Below are 16,579 nucleotides of genomic sequence, written 5' to 3' on the forward strand. Positions count from 1 at the left end.
CTGCCCCCAGCCGTTGCGCTCCGAGGATTCGATGCCCGGCCCGTAATGATTCCCGACTGCGCCGTTCGGTCCGCCAATGATGTCGGTCAGCCCGCCGATGCCGAGCGGTCCCGTGTAGTCCTCATACACCTTCCAGGAATGGAGCTGAAGCGCATCGATGGTGCGTACGACGTCGGGATCCGAGCCGAACGTCTGCCGCGTCCACTCGTCCACCACCCGGCTCGCCTCCGCATGCGGATCCCACGCGATCCGGCCGAATGCGTAGAGATTCGCCATCGCAAGATCGAAGCCGAGCCAGTTCGAATCGCGGCCGACATTGGTTACGGCCACGAATCCGCCCAACGGCCGGTGGAACGTCTTCCCGGAAACGAGGTCGGCGACGGGCGTTGCGCGACCATCCGCGCGCATGTCGAAATCGAGCACCTGTTTCCACAGCGGCAGCAGGAAACAGAGCTGACGCTGCTGGCCCGTATACTCCTGCGTCACTTGCAGTTCGAGCGTCTCATTGGTGTGCTCCAGCGCGCCGAACAGCGGCGATACCGGCTCCCGGACCTGAAAGTCGATCGGCCCGTATTTGATCTGAACCAGCACGTTGTCATCGAACTTCCCATCGAGCGGCTTGAAGTTGTCGTAGGCCGCTCGCGCGCGGTCGTTCTTCAGGTCGCGCCAGTCCATCTTGTGGTTGTAGACGAAGCCGCGATAGATCAGCACGCCGCCGTGCGGCTTCAGCGCGCGCGCGATCACGTTGGCCGCGTCGGCATGCGTCCGTCCGTATGTCGACGGACCCACGCGCCCTTCCGAATCGGCCTTCACCAGAATGCCGCCGAAATCCGGAATCAGGCGGTAGATCTCATCCGCTTTCTGCTTCCACCACGCGGCGACCGCGGGGTCGAGCGGATCGAAGGTAGTGAGCCCGCCGATCGCTTTCGGGCTGCTGATATCCACCGCGATCGACAGCTTCACGCCCCACGGACGGAAGGCGTCCGCGATGCGCGCGATCTGCGGCAGAAAGTCGCTGCTCAGGATGCGAAGGTCCGCGTTGACGTTGTTCACCGTGCATCCGTTGACGCCGATGGAGGCCAGCAGGCGCGCATAGTCGCCGGCTCGCGTCAGATCGGGAACGACGTTGCCGTTGTCGAAGAAGATGGACCGGCCGCCGTATCCGCGCTCGATGGTCCCGTTCAAGTTGTCCCATTCATTGGTCCAACGGATGGGCGCGTACGGCGTTTGCTGCTCATTGAGGTGATCGATCGGCTCGTGCAAGGCGAGTTTCCGAAGAAGTGCGAAGGTTCCGTAAAGCACGCCGCGATCGTTCGCCGCAGTTACAAGGACAACACTATGCTCGTGAAAGGTTGTCGTCCTAAGAAGGTAGGCATCGTCGGCCATCTGGCTCGGAAGCGACGGATCGTGCGTCGCGGCCCGAACCGAATCGAGCTTCGCCAGCAGCACGCACGGTTCGCCAGGGATCTGCTTCTGTATGCGCGGCGTCCGGCCGGTCATGCTCTTCACGCCGCGAACGAACTCCGCTTGGGCGGCATCCAGCACCGGCGACACATCGAGCGTCGCCACCACAGCCGGCAAAGAATACCCGTCGCCCGTTGGGGCATAGCGCAGCCAGGCTGCGTAGCCCGTTTCCGCCGGCGCGATCCTGACCAAACCGAAGAATGCCAGAATGAACGCGGTCCGTCTACTCAGTTGTACGGTAAGCAACCGATCCAATAGTAACCAATGCGAACCGGTGCCGCGGCCTAAGTGAGGCGGGCTTACTTGTCCGGTTTCACCTGACCCTGCGCGGGAATGATTTCCGGTTTGTAAGGATCGCTCTTGATATTGAGCTGCGATTCGAGAGCTCGCACGCGCAGCTCGAGGCTGCGCAACTGTAAACGGAGCGTCGCGACATCCGGGTCCGGACGCGGTTTAACGAAGTCTTGTGCGGTCAGAGCGCCGCCGATCAGGATCAGAATCGCCGCGCGTTTCAATAAAGAAGCGGAAAGCATGAAAGTACTCCTTGCCGCTTTAGACGGGAAGCCGGCCGGCTTTCTTCCGTACTTCCTACGGGCTCTCTAGTGGCCGCACACCGTGGGAGCCACCGTGGGCTTCACGCCGCAGGAATCGACACGCACCGGCGGCACGGGAATGGTGGGAAGCTTACTCGGGCTGACGAAGCTAACGGTCGGCACATAAGCGCCCATGTAACCGCCTACGTTATTGAATTCCGTTGTGTTGAACGGGATCTGGAAGGCCGAGCAATTGAAGGACGAATTCGGCAGTATGTTCCGGATGTCGACCTGGTTCAGATTCTGGTAATTCGGCAGCTGCGATAGGTCGAGGTACGTATAGTAGTTTGCCGCCGTGACCCATGCCGGAGGCTGCGTACCGAATCCCACGACCAACGTAACGTTTCCATTCGGATCCTGAACGAAGTCGGTGTCGTGAATCGTGGCGTATACGTTCTGTTCGTCGTCCTCGAACGACATGCTGTAGTAGCGCAGCTGTTCGTTGCCGGTAATCCAACAATCGCCGGTGGGACACGGCATGTCGGGAAAGGTGGGAAGCGGGAACTGAATCTGCATGAATCCGCCTTCGCTAATCATTTTCTGGACGGTATCTGCACCTATCGGCGCGCGCAGGTAGGCGGCGTTGCTGTTGATCTCCGGCACGTAGTTCTGAGTGCGCACCCACTGCACCTCGTTCGTGGGGTCTCTGGGCCAGCAATATCGCGGCTGGACTTCACCCGCGAACACTTCGTGCGTGTCGATTTGCAGGGTATCTTCTTGCGCCTCTCCGGTTGCGGAATTGGTGGTGACGATGCCTTGCGCCGCGGCTGCCGCGGCGGTGATCGCGCATCCGTCCGAAAGCTGGCGAACGAACACGCCCGCCACTCCGGTATCGGACATAATCGCGTACTTGCGCACCATGAGCGAGCCCGCGCTATTGGCCCCGGTCAGATGCGGGGGGAAGTTCGCCGGCAGATCCGGCCATCCGGTCCAGGTGAGCCCGGAGTGGATCTGCGAAGCATCCAGCAGATTCTGGTCGATGGTCGTATCGGCTGTGCTGCAACCCGCGGCGGGGGTCGTGGGAACGCCTCCGCCCAACGATACACTGACTCCGTAGAACTGGTTCGGCTGGTAGGGAACTCCGATCTGAAACGGGTTCGTCATCGTCGAGTTTTGCGGCAGGATGTTTACATCGAGCAACTCGCTGGTGTTCACGGCATGCTGGTCGTAAACGGTGACCGACAGGAAACGCGCGCTGGGAAACTGATCGTAGATCACTAATTCATAGCCCGGCTGAACCAGGTAAAAGATCTGATCGTACTCAGCGCCTAAGTCGCCTCCGCTGGACCCGCCGTGGCCGGCCACCATCGGAATCAGATAACACTTGTTGTTGAAGTTACCGAGAAAGTCCAGCGACGGATTGATGGCCGGAGGATTGGCGCAGTTCAGGGGCGGCGGTGCGCCCTTAGCCGAAGCCGGCGAGGCTTGCAACGGAAGACTCAGACAAGCGCTGCCGAACAACGCGAGAGCCGCGAGCGGGAAAGGGAGTGAGGCGCGACGCATAAGTGCTATTGTATGCCAAACGCCGTCGAAGTCTCTTGAATTCCGCGAATCAAGCACGAATTCCGTACTAACTTCGCCATGCTTAGGGATAGGTTCTGAATCTTGAGGCCGGAACTCTTGCGTATAATCCTTCCGGAACTCTAGAATAAAGTGAAACATGCGTCTGCAACTCCTCTGCCTAGCCGTACTGGCCGCCACGGTGCCTCTTTCCGCAACGGTCTCAATCACGTCATTTTCTTCAGCGACGCCTTCGCCACAACCGATCGGGATGCCCGTCCCCTTCTACGTAACGGCAACGGATTCAAACCCCGGGCCGCTCGCCTTCCAGTTCAATATGTCTTACGAAAACGGGACCTTCACGACGATCCGCAATTTCAACATAGGGACTTTCAGCAACGGAGTGTGGACCGCGCAGCCGTTCTCGTGGACGCAGATCGCATCCCACGGCGCCTACACCATTCAAGTGATCGCCCAGGATTTCGGCAGCGGCGAAACCGCCACCGCGAACATGGCTTTCGATTTCAAGAGCACCTTGACCGGCAATCAGATTAGCGTCGTTTCCACGCCGAATTCGCTGGTAGCGCTTGCTGCCATCCCAAACTGCCCGGCAGGCAGTTCGGGCCGCGTATTCTTCATTCAAGCAGTCACTAAGACGACGACTTACACGCCTTTCCAGCCGTGCGGTCAGACTGGCAACAACAACGTCTACCTGGGCGGGATGTACGCAAATACGACTTACACGGTCGGGTTTCAAATCCAGACGGGTTCTACCGTCACTAACGGCAAGACCACCGCGTCTTTTACTACCGGAAGTCTCGCGACGGATTTCACCTTCCCGACAGAGGTCGAACTTAAGCTGCCGACGACAAAAGCGGACACGGCCGAAAGCGTACTTTTGCATGCCTTCATCACGATTCACTCCAATAGTTATAAGGGCCCCGGTATCGTGATGCCGGTTGCGACCGATCTTGCCGGCAATCCGATCTGGTATTACGATGGCAACGGCGACACCGGCGTGCAGCTTTCGCGTCCGGTAAACGGGGGAACTTATCTTATCTTTCAATCGGGACTGGCGTGGAGCAACGGGAGTTACCAGTTAGATCAGCTCGCCCGCCAGGTGGATCTTTCCGGCAACGTTGTAAAAGAGACAAATATAGGTCTGCTGCAGCAGCAGTTATTCGCAATGGGAGCTACCGACTTACAGTCGTGCGCCAATATTCCGCTGCCCGCGGCGGTCGGTTCGGCTTGCCTGACCTCGTTCAGCCACGACATGATCGTGATGCCGAACGGCGGTTACGCGGTGATCGGAAGTATGGAAAAGATCTTTCCGCCGGGCACGCAGGGAGATACAACCGGGCTTAACGTCGATATCCTCGGAGACGCGATTATCGTTCTCGACCCGAATATGAACCCTCTCTGGTACTTCGACAGCTTCCAGCATGATGGCGGCGGAACGCAGCTCGACATCACGCGCCCGGCCATCCTTGGCGAGACTTGTGCTGTAAACCAGGGCGGATGTCCCATCCTGTTTTTGGCAGGTACGCCGGGCGTTACCCCGCTCGCGAAGGACTGGATGCATTCCAACTCGCTTCAGTATCGATCCAGCGACGGCGATATCATCATGTCTTCGCGCGATCAGGATTGGGTGTTTAAAGTCGACTATAACAACGGTGCGGGAACCGGTGATCTGGTGTGGCGCATGGGTGTTGACGGCGACTTTACGTTCAACAACACCGGCGCTAATGCCTACCCGTGGTTCTCGCATCAGCACGACGCCGGGTTTGAGACCACCGGCGTTTTCGATGTGTTCGATAACGGCAATACGCGGATCACGCTGGAGGGAGGCGGCTATAGCCGCGGAATGGCCTTGACCGTAAACGAGACGGCTCTTACTGTCACGCCCGTTCTTAGCCAAAATCTGGGTTACTACAGTCTGGCGCTCGGGAGCGCGCAACTGCTAAGCAACGGGAACTACCACTTCCAACCCGGTTTAGTGGGGCCGTATGACTGGGATTACTCAGAAGAGTTTGACCCCATCTCGGGGGCACTTTCCGGGACAGGGGTTTACAACCTGGAGGGTGAGGCCGAGTCGTACCGCAGCTTCCGGATGTCCGACTTGTATACCGCGCCGACCACTTAGGCGGACAGCAACCTATCGGTCCCGCCTTCTTCCTACTTTGCGGCGTCTCCGGCGATGGAATTGAGGTCCGCGAGGAGTTCGGGAGGAATCTGTAACTCGGCCGCCTCCAGATTCTCGCGAAGATGAGCGACCGATGATGTGCCTGGTATGAGTAAGATGTTGGGCGAACGCTGTAACAGCCACGCCAGCGCGACTTGCATCGGTGTCGCTTTGAGTGACTCGGCTACCTGGTTGAGTTCCGAGGATTGCAGCGGAGTGAACCCGCCCAGCGGGAAGAAAGGCACATAGGCGATGCCCTGCGTGGCTAAGTCGTCGATGAAAGCGTCGTCGCCGCGATGAGCTACGTTGTAGTAGTTCTGCACACAGACGATCTCCGTAATTGCCTGACCCTCAGCTAACTGCTTGGGACTGATGTTACTCAGGCCGATCTGACGGATAAGTCCCTGACTCTTGAGTTCGGCCAGTACAGTCAAAGGTTCGGCAATGGATTGCTCCGAAGGCTCCGCCATGCCTCCCACCCGAAGGTTGACTACGTCGAGCGCGTCGAGCGCGAGGTTGCGAAGGTTGTCATGCACGGCATCGATCAGTTCCTGACGCGAGAGCGCGTGAATCCACGACTTATCGGGACCGCGGCGCGCGCCTACTTTGGTTACGATCACGAGGCCGGACGGGTAAGGATGAAGCGCCTGTTTGATGATCTGATTGGTTACGTGCGGGCCGTAAAAATCGCTGGTGTCGATGTGGTTCACACCGGAGATAACGGCCTCCCGCAAGACCACGATCGCGGCTTCGGGATCGCGCGGCGGTCCCCAGACCCCCGGACCGGCCAGTTGCATCGCGCCGTAGCCCATGCGGTTTACGGTCATTGAGGCTCCGGGGAATGTAAACGTGCCGCCAAGTGCCATTGGTTTCGTCATTTGTTCTCCTGTAAGCGGATAATCAGCTAGAGCCGTTGTGCTTACATCAGGTTAGATGAAGAAAGCTTCAGTTCGGCGTTCGCATTTGCATCAGACCTCGCATGCGGCGTTGGAGCCGCGGAAATCACCCGTTCAAGCTCGTTCGGCGGCCAGTGTGGACGCCCTTTTGGAAGCCACGATTCAGGTTTTGCTGAGGGTGGGCAAAGAACGGCTGACCACGACCAAGGTAGCGTCGCGAGCCGGGGTTTCGGTGGGGACCTTATATCAGTACTTCCCGAATAAGCGCGGGTTGCTACAGGCCGCATTGCGGCGGCACATGGAAGAAGTGGCAGGAGCGGTTGAGAGCGTCTGCCGCAACCAGCAGGGAAACACTCTCGCGGGAATGGCGACCGCGCTCGTCGGCGCGTTCCTGGACGTCAAGATGCGGGATATGAAGACGAGTGTCGCGCTTTACTCGGTAAGTTCCGATGTGGATGGAGCGAAGATCGTACAGCGGATGAGCGAGCGGATGCATCGGGCGATTGTTGCTATGTTGGCGACGTCTCGCGAACCGCTGAAGGCGGACCCGCAGGTGGCGGCGACTATGTTGCAGGGCGCGATGGCCGGGGTGAGCCGGAGATTGCTTGAATCGGATGTGCCCGAAAACGAGTTGGATAGCTTGCGGCGGGAACTTATGTTCTTTGTGTGCGCTTACCTTGAAGCGTGTGCCGCGCGCACGTTGATAAGCTGAAGGCCTCGTGACACGGCGAGACTGGTTGAAGGCGAGCGGTCTCGCAACGCATTTGCTTGCGGGGCAGAGACTAGCGCACCCACAAACACGGCCCGATTATGCCCTAACCATCGGCCCGTGTTCGTGGGAGCTGTCGCCGCGGCGCACGATTAAGACGACGGCGTACAACGGTCAGGTTCCGGGTCCGCTTCTTGGACTGCGCGAAGGGCAACCGGTGACGATCGACGTCACCAATCAGACACAAGATCACGAGGTGGTGCATTGGCACGGTCTGTTTCTTCCTTCCCAAGTAGACGGCGCCATGGAGGAAGGAACGCCGCCGATTCCTCCCGGCAGGACTGCGCGTTATACCTTCACGCCGCGCCCGGCGGGGTTCCGCTGGTATCACACGCATGTAAGTGCGGGAACTAACTTCAGCAAGGGGCAGTACACCGGTCAACACGGCTTCCTATGGGTGGAGCCACGCGAAAATCCAGGTCGTTACGATCAGGAGATCTTCCTGACTTTGCATGATTGGAGAGGCCAGATGCTGGCGAGCGACGATGGGTCGATGAACCCGTCCTATGACCTATCGACGGTAAATGGGCGAGTACTCGGGTTCGGCGATCCGCTGCGGGTGCGAGCGGGCCGGCGCGTTTTGCTCCACTTACTCAACTCCAGCGCCACGGAGGTGCATTGGATATCGTTGAGCGGGCATTCGTTCTATGTCGTGGCCTTAGACGGAAACGCCATCCCGCAGCCCGCGAGCGTGTCGATGCTGAGGCTGGCGCCGGCGGAGCGTATTAGCGCGATCGTTGTGATGAACAACCCGGGCGTGTGGGTGCTCGGGGAAGTGCGGAAACACATACAAGCCGCCGGGATGGGAGTAGTGGTGGAGTATGCGGGACAAAGTGGAAAACCAAGTTGGGAACAGCCGGATCGACTTATCTGGGACTATCTTCGGTTCGCCGCCGCAAGCATCGAGGCGCCTGCTTCGGCGCCGGAATCCGCAATTGACATCCCGCTAGTGTTCGAATCCAAGTTTGCCGGACACGGCGCCATGGATCATTGGACGATCAATGGCCGCTCGTTTCCGAACACCGAGACAGTAGCGTTGAAACCAGGGAATCGCTACCGGCTGATCTTCAAGAATCGCAGTAAGGAAGACCATCCGGTGCATCTCCACCGTCATCTATTTGAGCTAATGAGAAGCGGCATTCGTAAGGACACGGTCTTAGTGGAAGCGGGCACGGAGTTGCCCGTCGAATTTACCGCGGATAACCCAGGCGCGACGCTCTTTCACTGCCATCAGCAGAATCACATGGACGCCGGTTTCATGATGCTGTTTCGCTATGCGTAATCGGTTTTTCTGGCTGACACTTGCGGGCCTGGCAGCCGGGCGGGCATTAGCCCAAGGTAATTACGAGATCCAGGTCTATGGCGCGGAGACGGTTGCGCCGCAGTCCACGATGGTCGAACTACACTCCAACTTCACGGGTATCGGGCAGAAGGATACTATCGACGGAGTCTATCCAACGAATCACCAGGAACACGAAACACTGGAAATTACGCAGGGACTCACTGATTGGTCTGAGGTAGGCTTCTATGTCTTCACCAGCGAGCAGAACGGGCACGGCGTGCAGTGGGTGGGCGATCATATCCGGCCGCGAGTCAGGGCCCCGAATTCCTGGCACTGGCCGGTAGGCGTAAGTCTATCGACCGAGATAGGATACCAGCGCGCAGTTTACTCTCCGGATACATGGACCTGGGAAATCCGCCCGATCGTGGACAAAGCGATTGGGCGCTGGTATCTGGCGTTCAATCCTGCATTGGAGAGGACCTGGCACGGGCCGGATGTTGCACATGGAGTACAGTTCGCTCCGGCAGCGAAAGTCGGCTACGACTTTACTAAGTGGATCAGCGGCGGTTTTGAGTATTATGCCGACTACGGGACGCTAGGCGATTTCGATCCCTTGCATCAGCAACAGCAGCAGGTGTTCCTTGTCACGGATCTGAATGTATCGCCGCAATGGGAGATTAATATCGGAGTGGGCTTGGGCGCAACGGCATCTACCGACCACCTGATCGTGAAGGGAATCCTCGGGCGGCATTTTTCCTGGGGCAGGCAGTCTCCAGTAAAGTAAGGGGAATTTAACGGTATTTGCCGGAAAACCGCAAATCAAGCTTGCACCTCACGTACGCATTCGATTCCTATCGCGTCTAGCAGCTCTCTTGGCGGTCGGCTCCGTACGACTATGCGCGCGTCTAGCGACGAAAAACAGACGCCAACCGCTGTTGTTAATGAGGCGTACGCGAAACTCGCCCAGGGAGGGAAAATCCCCGACGTTACCGAAGTTTCGTTCAAACGCATCGCGGCGCCGCGACAGGCATTAGTGGTCGAGTTAGTTTACTTCGGCGGGCTTACCCTTCCCGAGGCAGCCCTCAAAACACCGCTTGCTTACGCGCGCGCCTCGGTAGGATCAGTCAGTTACTGAGCCGCGCCCGTAAGGAAGCGGGTTTGAACGCCGCTCAAGCTATACTCAACTCGCGCCATGAAAATCGCTATCGTCGGCCACGGCAAAATGGGCCGCCTCATCGAACAACTCAGCCCCGACTACAACTGTGAAGTCGCCCTGACCCTCGACGAACACAACAACGCCGACGGCGCCGGCATCACGTCCGATAACTTCAAAGATATCGACGTAGCCATCGAGTTCTCCACGCCCGCCACCGTCATCGGCAACATCCACCGGCTCGCCGCGCTCGGCATCCATATGGTGATCGGAACCACCGGCTGGCTGCACGAACTCTTACAGATCCGCGAGTTAGTCATCGAGAAGAACATCGGCCTCGTCTGGAGTCCCAACTTTTCCATCGGCGTCAACGTGTTTCAGCGCGTCGTGGCCGAAGCCGCGCGCCTGCTGCAGCAGCAACGAGGCTATGAAGCGTGGGCCTGGGAAATTCACCACTCCGCAAAGAAGGATGCGCCGTCCGGCACGCTTCTCAAGCTTGTCGAGGAAATGCACAACGCCGGCTGGGACCGCCCCATCGATCAGGCGTCCAATCGCGCCGGGGCCATCCCCGGCATCCACGAGATCGGGTTCGATTCCGCCGCGGACACGATCACGCTCCGCCATACCGCGCGCAATCGCGAAGGGTTCGCCCGGGGCGCGCTCGAAGCCGCCCGCTGGATCGCCGCTAACAAAGGGTTCTACGAGTTCCGCGAGATACTGTTCAGGTAGCGGAGGCGATCATGTTTACCGGTTGTGGAACTGCCCTGGTCACACCTTTCGAGCCCGGAGGAAAGCTGGACGAAGACTCGGTGCGGCGTCTGGCGCGCCGTCAGATCGATTACGGCATCGACTTCCTCGTCCCTTGCGGGACCACCGGGGAAAGCCCGACCCTGACGCGTGAAGAACACATCCGGGTAGTTGAGAACACCGTGAACGTAGCGAGGTCCAACCGCACGCCGGTGCTTGCGGGCGCCGGAGGCTACAACACGCGCGAAGTGATCGAACTCGCTCAAGCCTGCCAGCGCGCCGGAGCCGACGGCATCCTCTCCGTCACGCCTTACTACAACAAGCCCACGCAGGAAGGCTTGTTTCAGCACTACAAAGCGCTGGCCGCCGAAGTGACGCTGCCGATCATCATTTACAGCGTGCAGAGCCGCACGGGCGTCAACGTCGAGCCCGCGACGCTCGCACGCCTTGCCGAGATCCCCAACATCATCGGCGTGAAAGAAGCATCGGGGAACATCTCGCAGCAAGCCGCCGTGATCCATCGAGTTCCCTCGCGCTTCATCGTGCTTTCGGGGGACGACGCGATCACGATTCCGCTGATCGCGCTGGGCGGCCGCGGCGTGATTTCGGTTGCGTCGAACATCATCCCGGCCGAGATGACGAAGCTCACCCGGCTGGCGCTCGCGAGTAATTTCGCAGCGGCGCGCGAGTTGCAACGCCGGTGGCTGCCGCTGATGGAAGTCAACTTCATCGAGTCGAACCCGATACCGGTTAAGGCGGCGCTTGCGGTATTGGCGCTGATCGAACCGGTGTATCGTCTGCCGATGGTCCCTCCGCAGCCCGAATCCATGGCAAAAATCAAGCAGGTTCTCGAAGCCGTCGGTCTGTGCAGCTTCGTCGTCAGATGACGCCGGCCCAACAATTCGCTCCGCTGCTCGATGCCTTCTCAAGCCGCTTGTTTCGCGAGTTCAAGGCCGGGCTGAATAAAGGCGAGATTCGCGCGGCCGAGCCCGATCCCGGCACGCCCAGCGGATGGCGGGTGAACGCCTGGGTCAAAGCGTGCATTCTCGCTGGGTTCCGCTTTGGCAAAGTCGTCAATATGACGGGAGCCGGCGCGTTCTTTTTCGATAAGCAGACTTACCCGCGCCAGCGGCTCCAGCTCAAGGATGGGATTCGCATCGTGCCCGGCGGTTCTTCCATTCGCGACGGCGCGCACGTCGGCCGCGGCGTCACTTGCATGCCGCCGATGTTCGTCAACGTCGGCGCTTATGTGGATGAAGGTACGATGATCGATTCCCACGCGTTGGTCGGAAGCTGCGCGCAGATCGGCAAACGAGTACATCTTTCGGCCGCGGCGCAGATCGGAGGCGTTCTCGAGCCGGTCGGAGCACTCCCCGTAATCATCGAAGACGAAGCGCTCATCGGCGGTAATTGCGGCGTGTACGAAGGCACGGTCGTTAAAGCTCGCGCGGTCTTGGGCGCAGGCGTAATCCTCACGCGCTCGACTCCGGTTTACGATTTGGTACGCAACCAGATCCATCGCGCTACCGACGATCAGGCGCTCGTCATTCCGTCAGATGCCGTGGTCGTCGCCGGTTCCCGGGCGATCACAACGGATCAAGGCCGCGCGTGGGGACTCTCGCTCTATACGCCCGTGATCGTCAAATACCGCGACGACAAAACCGGCGCGCGGATTCAACTCGAGGACCTGCTGCGGTGATCGATTTCAAAGGCAAGACGGCAATCGTCACCGGATCCGGGCGTGGAATCGGCCGCGCCATCGCCACCAAACTTGCTGCAGCCGGCGCATCCGTGATGATCAACGATCTCGACGCCGCGCCGTGCGAAGAAGCCTCCGCCGCGATTCCAAACTCAGCGGCGCTGGCCGGCGACATGACGGCGCCGGACTTCCCGCAGCAGCTCGTCGACCGCACGCTCGAACGCTTCGGCAGCATCGACATTATCGTGAACAACGCGGGATACACATGGGACAACGTGATCCAGAAAACGACGGACGAGCAGTTTCAGGCGATGCTCGATATTCATCTCGTGGCGCCGTTTCGCCTGCTCCGTGCCGCGTCCGGTTGGCTTCGCGAAACCGCTAAGAAAGAAAATGCGGAAGGGCGTCGCGTCATGCGCAAGGTGGTCAACATTACTTCGATCGCCGCGACCGACGGCGGCCCGGGCCAATCCGGATACGCCTCCGGGAAAGCCGGCGTTATTGGACTCACGCGCGTGCTCGCCAAGGAATGGGGGCGCTACAACATCAACGTGAACTGCGTGGGCTTCGGGTTGATCGAGACGCGCCTGATCCAACCCCTCACGGCCGATTCCAAACTCGAAGTGAAAGGCCGCGCGATCCCCGTCGGCGTGCAGCAGCGCGTCATCGACACGATGACTGCCCTGTCGCCGCTCGGCCGCAAGGGCACGGTGGATGAAGCCGCCGGACCGGTCCTGTTCTTCTGCTCGCCGCTGGCGGATTACATCACCGGCGAGGTTCTCATTGTCTCCGGCGGCATGCACTTCTAGATGGCTGCGATCCAACCGGCAACCGCGCAGGAAGTCGCCGAGATCCTGCAACAGTCCGCTGCCAACGCGAAAACCATCCAGATCGTCGGAGCCAACTCGAAGCACCTCATGGGCGGCCCGAATGTTTCTAAACCGGACGTAACCATTGCAACGCTGCGCCTCGACCGCCTGATCGCCTACGAACCCAGCGACCTCACCGTCAGCGTCGAAGCGGGCATGCCCTGGCGCAAGTTCACGGGCATCCTTGCCGAACACCGCCAGATGGTCCCGCTCGATCCGATCTATGCGGACCGCGCGACGGTCGGCGGTGTCGTCGCTTCGAACTGCAGCGGACCGCGCCGCCGTCAATTCGGAACCGCGCGCGATCTGGGGATCGGCATGACGTTCGCGACTCTCAACGGACGCCTCGTTCAATCCGGCGGCATGGTCGTCAAGAACGTGGCCGGACTCGACATGGCCAAGCTCCTGATCGGCTCTTTCGGCACGCTCGGCGTGATGACCAGCATCAACTTCAAGGTGATCCCGATCCCGCCCGCCGAACGCAGTTTCGCCATCGAATTCCCATCCGCGGCAGATGCGCTCGCAGCTCGCGATGCCTTCATCCGCAGTCCGATTCCGCCCGGCGCGATCGACCTGCTCAACCCGATCCTGGGAATCGATCTTGGGTTTCGGAATTGGACTCTGCTCCTCTGGTTCGGCGGCAATCAATCGCTGATGGACCGCTGCGAACGCGAACTGGGCGCGCACAACTCAATGAAAGTGCTTGACGGATCCGTCTGGCAGCACATTCAGAGCGTCACGCCGCGGTTCCTGGAGAAGTTCGAAGACGGCGCGGTCGTCCGCATCTCGTCCTCGCTCACCGAACTCTCCGGACTGCTCGATGGCTTGATGGTGCCAGCGCTCTCCCGGGCAGCAACGGGAGTCACCTACGCGTATTTTTTGCGTGCGCACGACGCGGCGCGATGGGTGGCGCAATCGGCTGACCGCGGAATCCAGGCCGTGATCGAATTCGCGTCCGAATCGGCGCGCGCGCAATACGACCTCTGGCCATCGCGCGGCAGCGACTTCGCGATAATGAAAAAGATCAAGGCCCTCTTCGACCCCGGTAATCTACTCAACCGCGGCCGCCTCTACGGTCGAATCTGATGTTGACTGTTATTCAAGAAGAACCTCGCCACGACGATCGTCCCCAGCAAGCCGATCTCGACCGCTGCGTGCATTGCGGACTTTGCCTGCAGGCCTGTCCGACGTATCGCGAGCTCGGTCTGGAAGCCGACTCTCCGCGCGGCCGCATCTATCAGATGATTCAGGTGCACGAAGGCGCGCCGGTTTCCGATTCGTATCGTGAACACATCGATCTCTGCCTCGCGTGCCGCGCCTGCGAAACCGCTTGTCCATCGGGCGTGCCTTACGGCCGGCTGGTGGAAGCGGCGCGCGCTGAAATCGAAAGCAAGACGCAGCGGCCCTGGCACGTTCGCGCGTTGCGCAGCTTCGTATTCAATCGACTGCTCCCGTCGCCGGAACTGTTGACCATCGCCGGTTCCGCGCTGTGGCTATACCAGGTTACCGGCCTGCAGAAGCTGGTGCGCTTCACCGGAATCGCGCGCCTCTTCGGTATGTCCGGAATCGAGGCGCTGGTGCCCCCGGCCGAGCCGCCGTTCTTCTTCGGCAAGTTTGGCAGGACATTCCCGGCGCACGGCGATCGCAAGTATCGCGTGGCGCTGCTCGGCGGCTGCATCGGCAGCGTCTCATTCGCCCGCCTGAACGAAGCGACCATCCGCGTTTTCCAGCGCAATGGATGCGAGGTGGTGCTTCCCGAAAACCAAACCTGCTGTGGCGCGCTGCACGTCCACGCCGGTCTTCGCGAGAAAGCCCGCGAACTGGCGCGCCGCAATATCGACGCGTTTCTATCGGAACCATTCGACGCGATTCTCATCAACGCCGCGGGCTGCGGTTGCGCGCTTAAGGAGTACCACGAGCTGCTCGAAGGCGATGCGCGCGCGGCCCAGTTCTCTGCCCTGGTCAAAGACGTGAACGAGTTCCTCGCGGCCATTCCTTTGAACCAGCAAATGCGCGCGCTCAACTGCCTCGTCACGTACCAGGACTCGTGCCACCTGCTGCATGGCCAGAAGATCCGCAACGCGCCGCGGCAGCTGATCGCGCAAGTGCCCGGCGTCGAGTTCCGCGAGATGCCGCATGCCGATTATTGCTGCGGAAGCGCGGGCGTCTACAACGTCGTCCACAACGACATGGCGATGCAGATTCTGGCCGATAAGATGGCCGACATCAATTCGATCACACCCGATATCATCGTCACCGCCAACACCGGCTGCATTCTGCAACTGCGCGCGGGCGTTCGCCAGAGCGGCAAGAAGACACGCGTGCTCCACGTCATCGAACTGCTCGACGAGGCTTACTCGAAACCAACATGAAACTCATCGAACTCCCGCGCTTTGGACTGGACGCGCTGACGGTCCGCGAGTGCGACCCTCCCAAGCCCGGCCCCGGCGAAGTGCTCGTCCGCGTGCATGCGAACTCGCTGAATTTCCGCGATCTGCGCGTGGTTCAGGGCCTTTACGATCGCAAGATGCATCTGCCGCGAATCCCGCTTTCCGATGGCGCGGGCGAAGTTGCCGAAGCGGGCCCGGGCGTCACGCGCTTCAAGACCGGCGATCGCGTCGCGGCTATCTTCTTTCAAACGTGGCTTACCGGGCCTCCGCACGCGGGCTACTTCGCGTCGGCTCTGGGCGGCGCGATCGATGGCATGCTCAGCGAGTATGTCGTGCTGCATGAGGATGGGCTCGTCCACATCCCAGGGCGCCTCACCTATGAGGAAGCCGCTACCCTGCCCTGTGCCGCGGTCACCGCGTGGAACGCTCTGCACGGCTCCGCGCACGTGAAGGCCGGTGAAACGGTCCTGATTCAAGGCACCGGCGGCGTGTCCCTGTTCGCGCTCCAGTTCGCTCAGATGGCGGGAGCGCAAGTCATCGGAACGTCGAGCAGCGATGACAAACTGGCGCGCGCGCAAACCCTCGGGCTCGCCAACGGTGTCAACTACCGCCAGCACCCGGATTGGTCCCGCGCCGTGAAGCAGATGGTTCCGGACGGCGTCGACCACATCGTCGAGGTGGGCGGCGCGGGCACATTTGCTCAGTCGCTGCGCGCCATCCGCGTGGGAGGGCACATCGCTATGATCGGTATTCTCTCGGGTGTCTCGGCCGATATCCCCACCGCGCTCATTCTTCAGAAAGCCGCGCGCGTCACCGGCATATACGTCGGCTCGCGCGCTATGTTCGAAGATATGAACCGCGCCATCGATTTGCATCATCTCAAGCCCGTGATCGACCGCGTCTTCGGCTTCGGTGAGATTAGAGAAGCGCTGGAGTATATGGAATCGGGCGCGCACTTCGGCAAGATCGTGATCCGGCACGCCGTATGAAATCCCTCCTGCTGATCGCACTCCTCTCCCTGACGGCTTGCGGACC

16 protein-coding genes are annotated in these 16,579 nt (G+C 60.2%); 12 read left to right on the forward strand and 4 right to left on the reverse strand.

What is annotated here, in order from left to right; all coding sequences use genetic code 11:
- The 3 genes from H1Y01_RS02870 to H1Y01_RS02880 form a co-directional block, all read right to left on the reverse strand.
- Nucleotides 1-1,719, reverse strand: a 1,719-nt coding sequence (locus H1Y01_RS02870; protein ID WP_219341213.1) for an alpha-glucuronidase family glycosyl hydrolase, incomplete at its 3' end; no start/stop codon positions are given.
- A gap of 44 nt (nucleotides 1,720-1,763) precedes the next feature.
- On the reverse strand, nucleotides 1,764-1,997 hold the full coding sequence (locus tag H1Y01_RS02875; protein WP_180538588.1) for a hypothetical protein: 234 nt from the start codon (nucleotides 1,995-1,997) through the stop codon (nucleotides 1,764-1,766).
- A gap of 66 nt (nucleotides 1,998-2,063) precedes the next feature.
- On the reverse strand, nucleotides 2,064-3,560 hold the full coding sequence (locus tag H1Y01_RS02880) for a hypothetical protein (RefSeq protein WP_180538589.1): 1,497 nt from the start codon (nucleotides 3,558-3,560) through the stop codon (nucleotides 2,064-2,066).
- A gap of 157 nt (nucleotides 3,561-3,717) precedes the next feature.
- Here H1Y01_RS02880 and H1Y01_RS02885 point away from each other — a divergent pair, with 157 nt between their 5' ends.
- Nucleotides 3,718-5,700, forward strand: coding sequence for an aryl-sulfate sulfotransferase (locus tag H1Y01_RS02885; protein WP_180538590.1), 1,983 nt, complete (start codon nucleotides 3,718-3,720; stop codon nucleotides 5,698-5,700).
- Nucleotides 5,701-5,732: 32 nt separating this feature from the next.
- On the opposite strand, the gene H1Y01_RS02890 is transcribed toward H1Y01_RS02885, so the two are convergent.
- Nucleotides 5,733-6,617 (reverse strand): aldo/keto reductase family oxidoreductase, encoded by an 885-nt coding sequence (locus tag H1Y01_RS02890; RefSeq protein WP_180538591.1) that lies wholly within the window; start codon nucleotides 6,615-6,617, stop codon nucleotides 5,733-5,735.
- Nucleotides 6,618-6,672: 55 nt separating this feature from the next.
- Here H1Y01_RS02890 and H1Y01_RS02895 point away from each other — a divergent pair, with 55 nt between their 5' ends.
- The 11 genes from H1Y01_RS02895 (at nucleotide 6,673) to H1Y01_RS02945 (ending at nucleotide 16,533) form a co-directional block, all read left to right on the forward strand.
- Complete coding sequence (locus tag H1Y01_RS02895) at nucleotides 6,673-7,347, forward strand: TetR/AcrR family transcriptional regulator (RefSeq protein ID WP_180538592.1); 675 nt, start codon at nucleotides 6,673-6,675, stop codon at nucleotides 7,345-7,347.
- Nucleotides 7,348-7,354: 7 nt separating this feature from the next.
- Nucleotides 7,355-8,686 carry a multicopper oxidase family protein gene (locus H1Y01_RS02900; RefSeq protein ID WP_180538593.1) on the forward strand — a complete coding sequence of 444 codons (1,332 nt, stop codon included), beginning with the start codon at nucleotides 7,355-7,357 and terminating at the stop codon, nucleotides 8,684-8,686.
- Nucleotides 8,679-9,470, forward strand: a complete 792-nt coding sequence (locus H1Y01_RS02905) for a hypothetical protein (RefSeq protein WP_180538594.1) — start codon at nucleotides 8,679-8,681, stop codon at nucleotides 9,468-9,470. Before H1Y01_RS02900 ends, H1Y01_RS02905 begins: the two co-directional genes overlap by 8 nt.
- A gap of 111 nt (nucleotides 9,471-9,581) precedes the next feature.
- Entirely contained in the window at nucleotides 9,582-9,821 is a 240-nt protein-coding gene (locus H1Y01_RS02910) for a hypothetical protein (protein ID WP_180538596.1), read from the forward strand.
- Nucleotides 9,822-9,878: 57 nt separating this feature from the next.
- Nucleotides 9,879-10,568: a 4-hydroxy-tetrahydrodipicolinate reductase gene (locus H1Y01_RS02915; protein WP_180538598.1), complete on the forward strand. Its 690-nt coding sequence runs from the start codon at nucleotides 9,879-9,881 to the stop codon at nucleotides 10,566-10,568.
- A gap of 8 nt (nucleotides 10,569-10,576) precedes the next feature.
- Nucleotides 10,577-11,473, forward strand: a complete 897-nt coding sequence (dapA, locus tag H1Y01_RS02920) for a 4-hydroxy-tetrahydrodipicolinate synthase (RefSeq protein WP_437179946.1) — start codon at nucleotides 10,577-10,579, stop codon at nucleotides 11,471-11,473.
- Entirely contained in the window at nucleotides 11,470-12,285 is an 816-nt protein-coding gene (locus tag H1Y01_RS02925) for a 2,3,4,5-tetrahydropyridine-2,6-dicarboxylate N-succinyltransferase (RefSeq protein ID WP_180538607.1), read from the forward strand. The genes dapA and H1Y01_RS02925 overlap by 4 nt, the downstream gene beginning before the upstream one ends.
- Entirely contained in the window at nucleotides 12,282-13,094 is an 813-nt protein-coding gene (locus H1Y01_RS02930) for an SDR family NAD(P)-dependent oxidoreductase (protein ID WP_180538601.1), read from the forward strand. The genes H1Y01_RS02925 and H1Y01_RS02930 overlap by 4 nt, the downstream gene beginning before the upstream one ends.
- Nucleotides 13,095-14,240: an FAD-binding oxidoreductase gene (locus H1Y01_RS02935; RefSeq protein ID WP_180538603.1), complete on the forward strand. Its 1,146-nt coding sequence runs from the start codon at nucleotides 13,095-13,097 to the stop codon at nucleotides 14,238-14,240.
- A gap of 2 nt (nucleotides 14,241-14,242) precedes the next feature.
- On the forward strand, nucleotides 14,243-15,526 hold the full coding sequence (locus H1Y01_RS02940; protein WP_219341215.1) for a (Fe-S)-binding protein: 1,284 nt from the start codon (nucleotides 14,243-14,245) through the stop codon (nucleotides 15,524-15,526).
- A complete protein-coding gene (locus H1Y01_RS02945; protein ID WP_180538605.1) occupies nucleotides 15,523-16,533 on the forward strand; it encodes a zinc-dependent alcohol dehydrogenase family protein in 1,011 nt (336 codons plus the stop codon). The genes H1Y01_RS02940 and H1Y01_RS02945 overlap by 4 nt, the downstream gene beginning before the upstream one ends.
- Nucleotides 16,534-16,579: the final 46 nt, after the last annotated feature.

The organism is Nevskia soli, from assembly GCF_903970205.1.
GTDB lineage: Bacteria > Acidobacteriota > Terriglobia > Bryobacterales > Bryobacteraceae > Bog-113.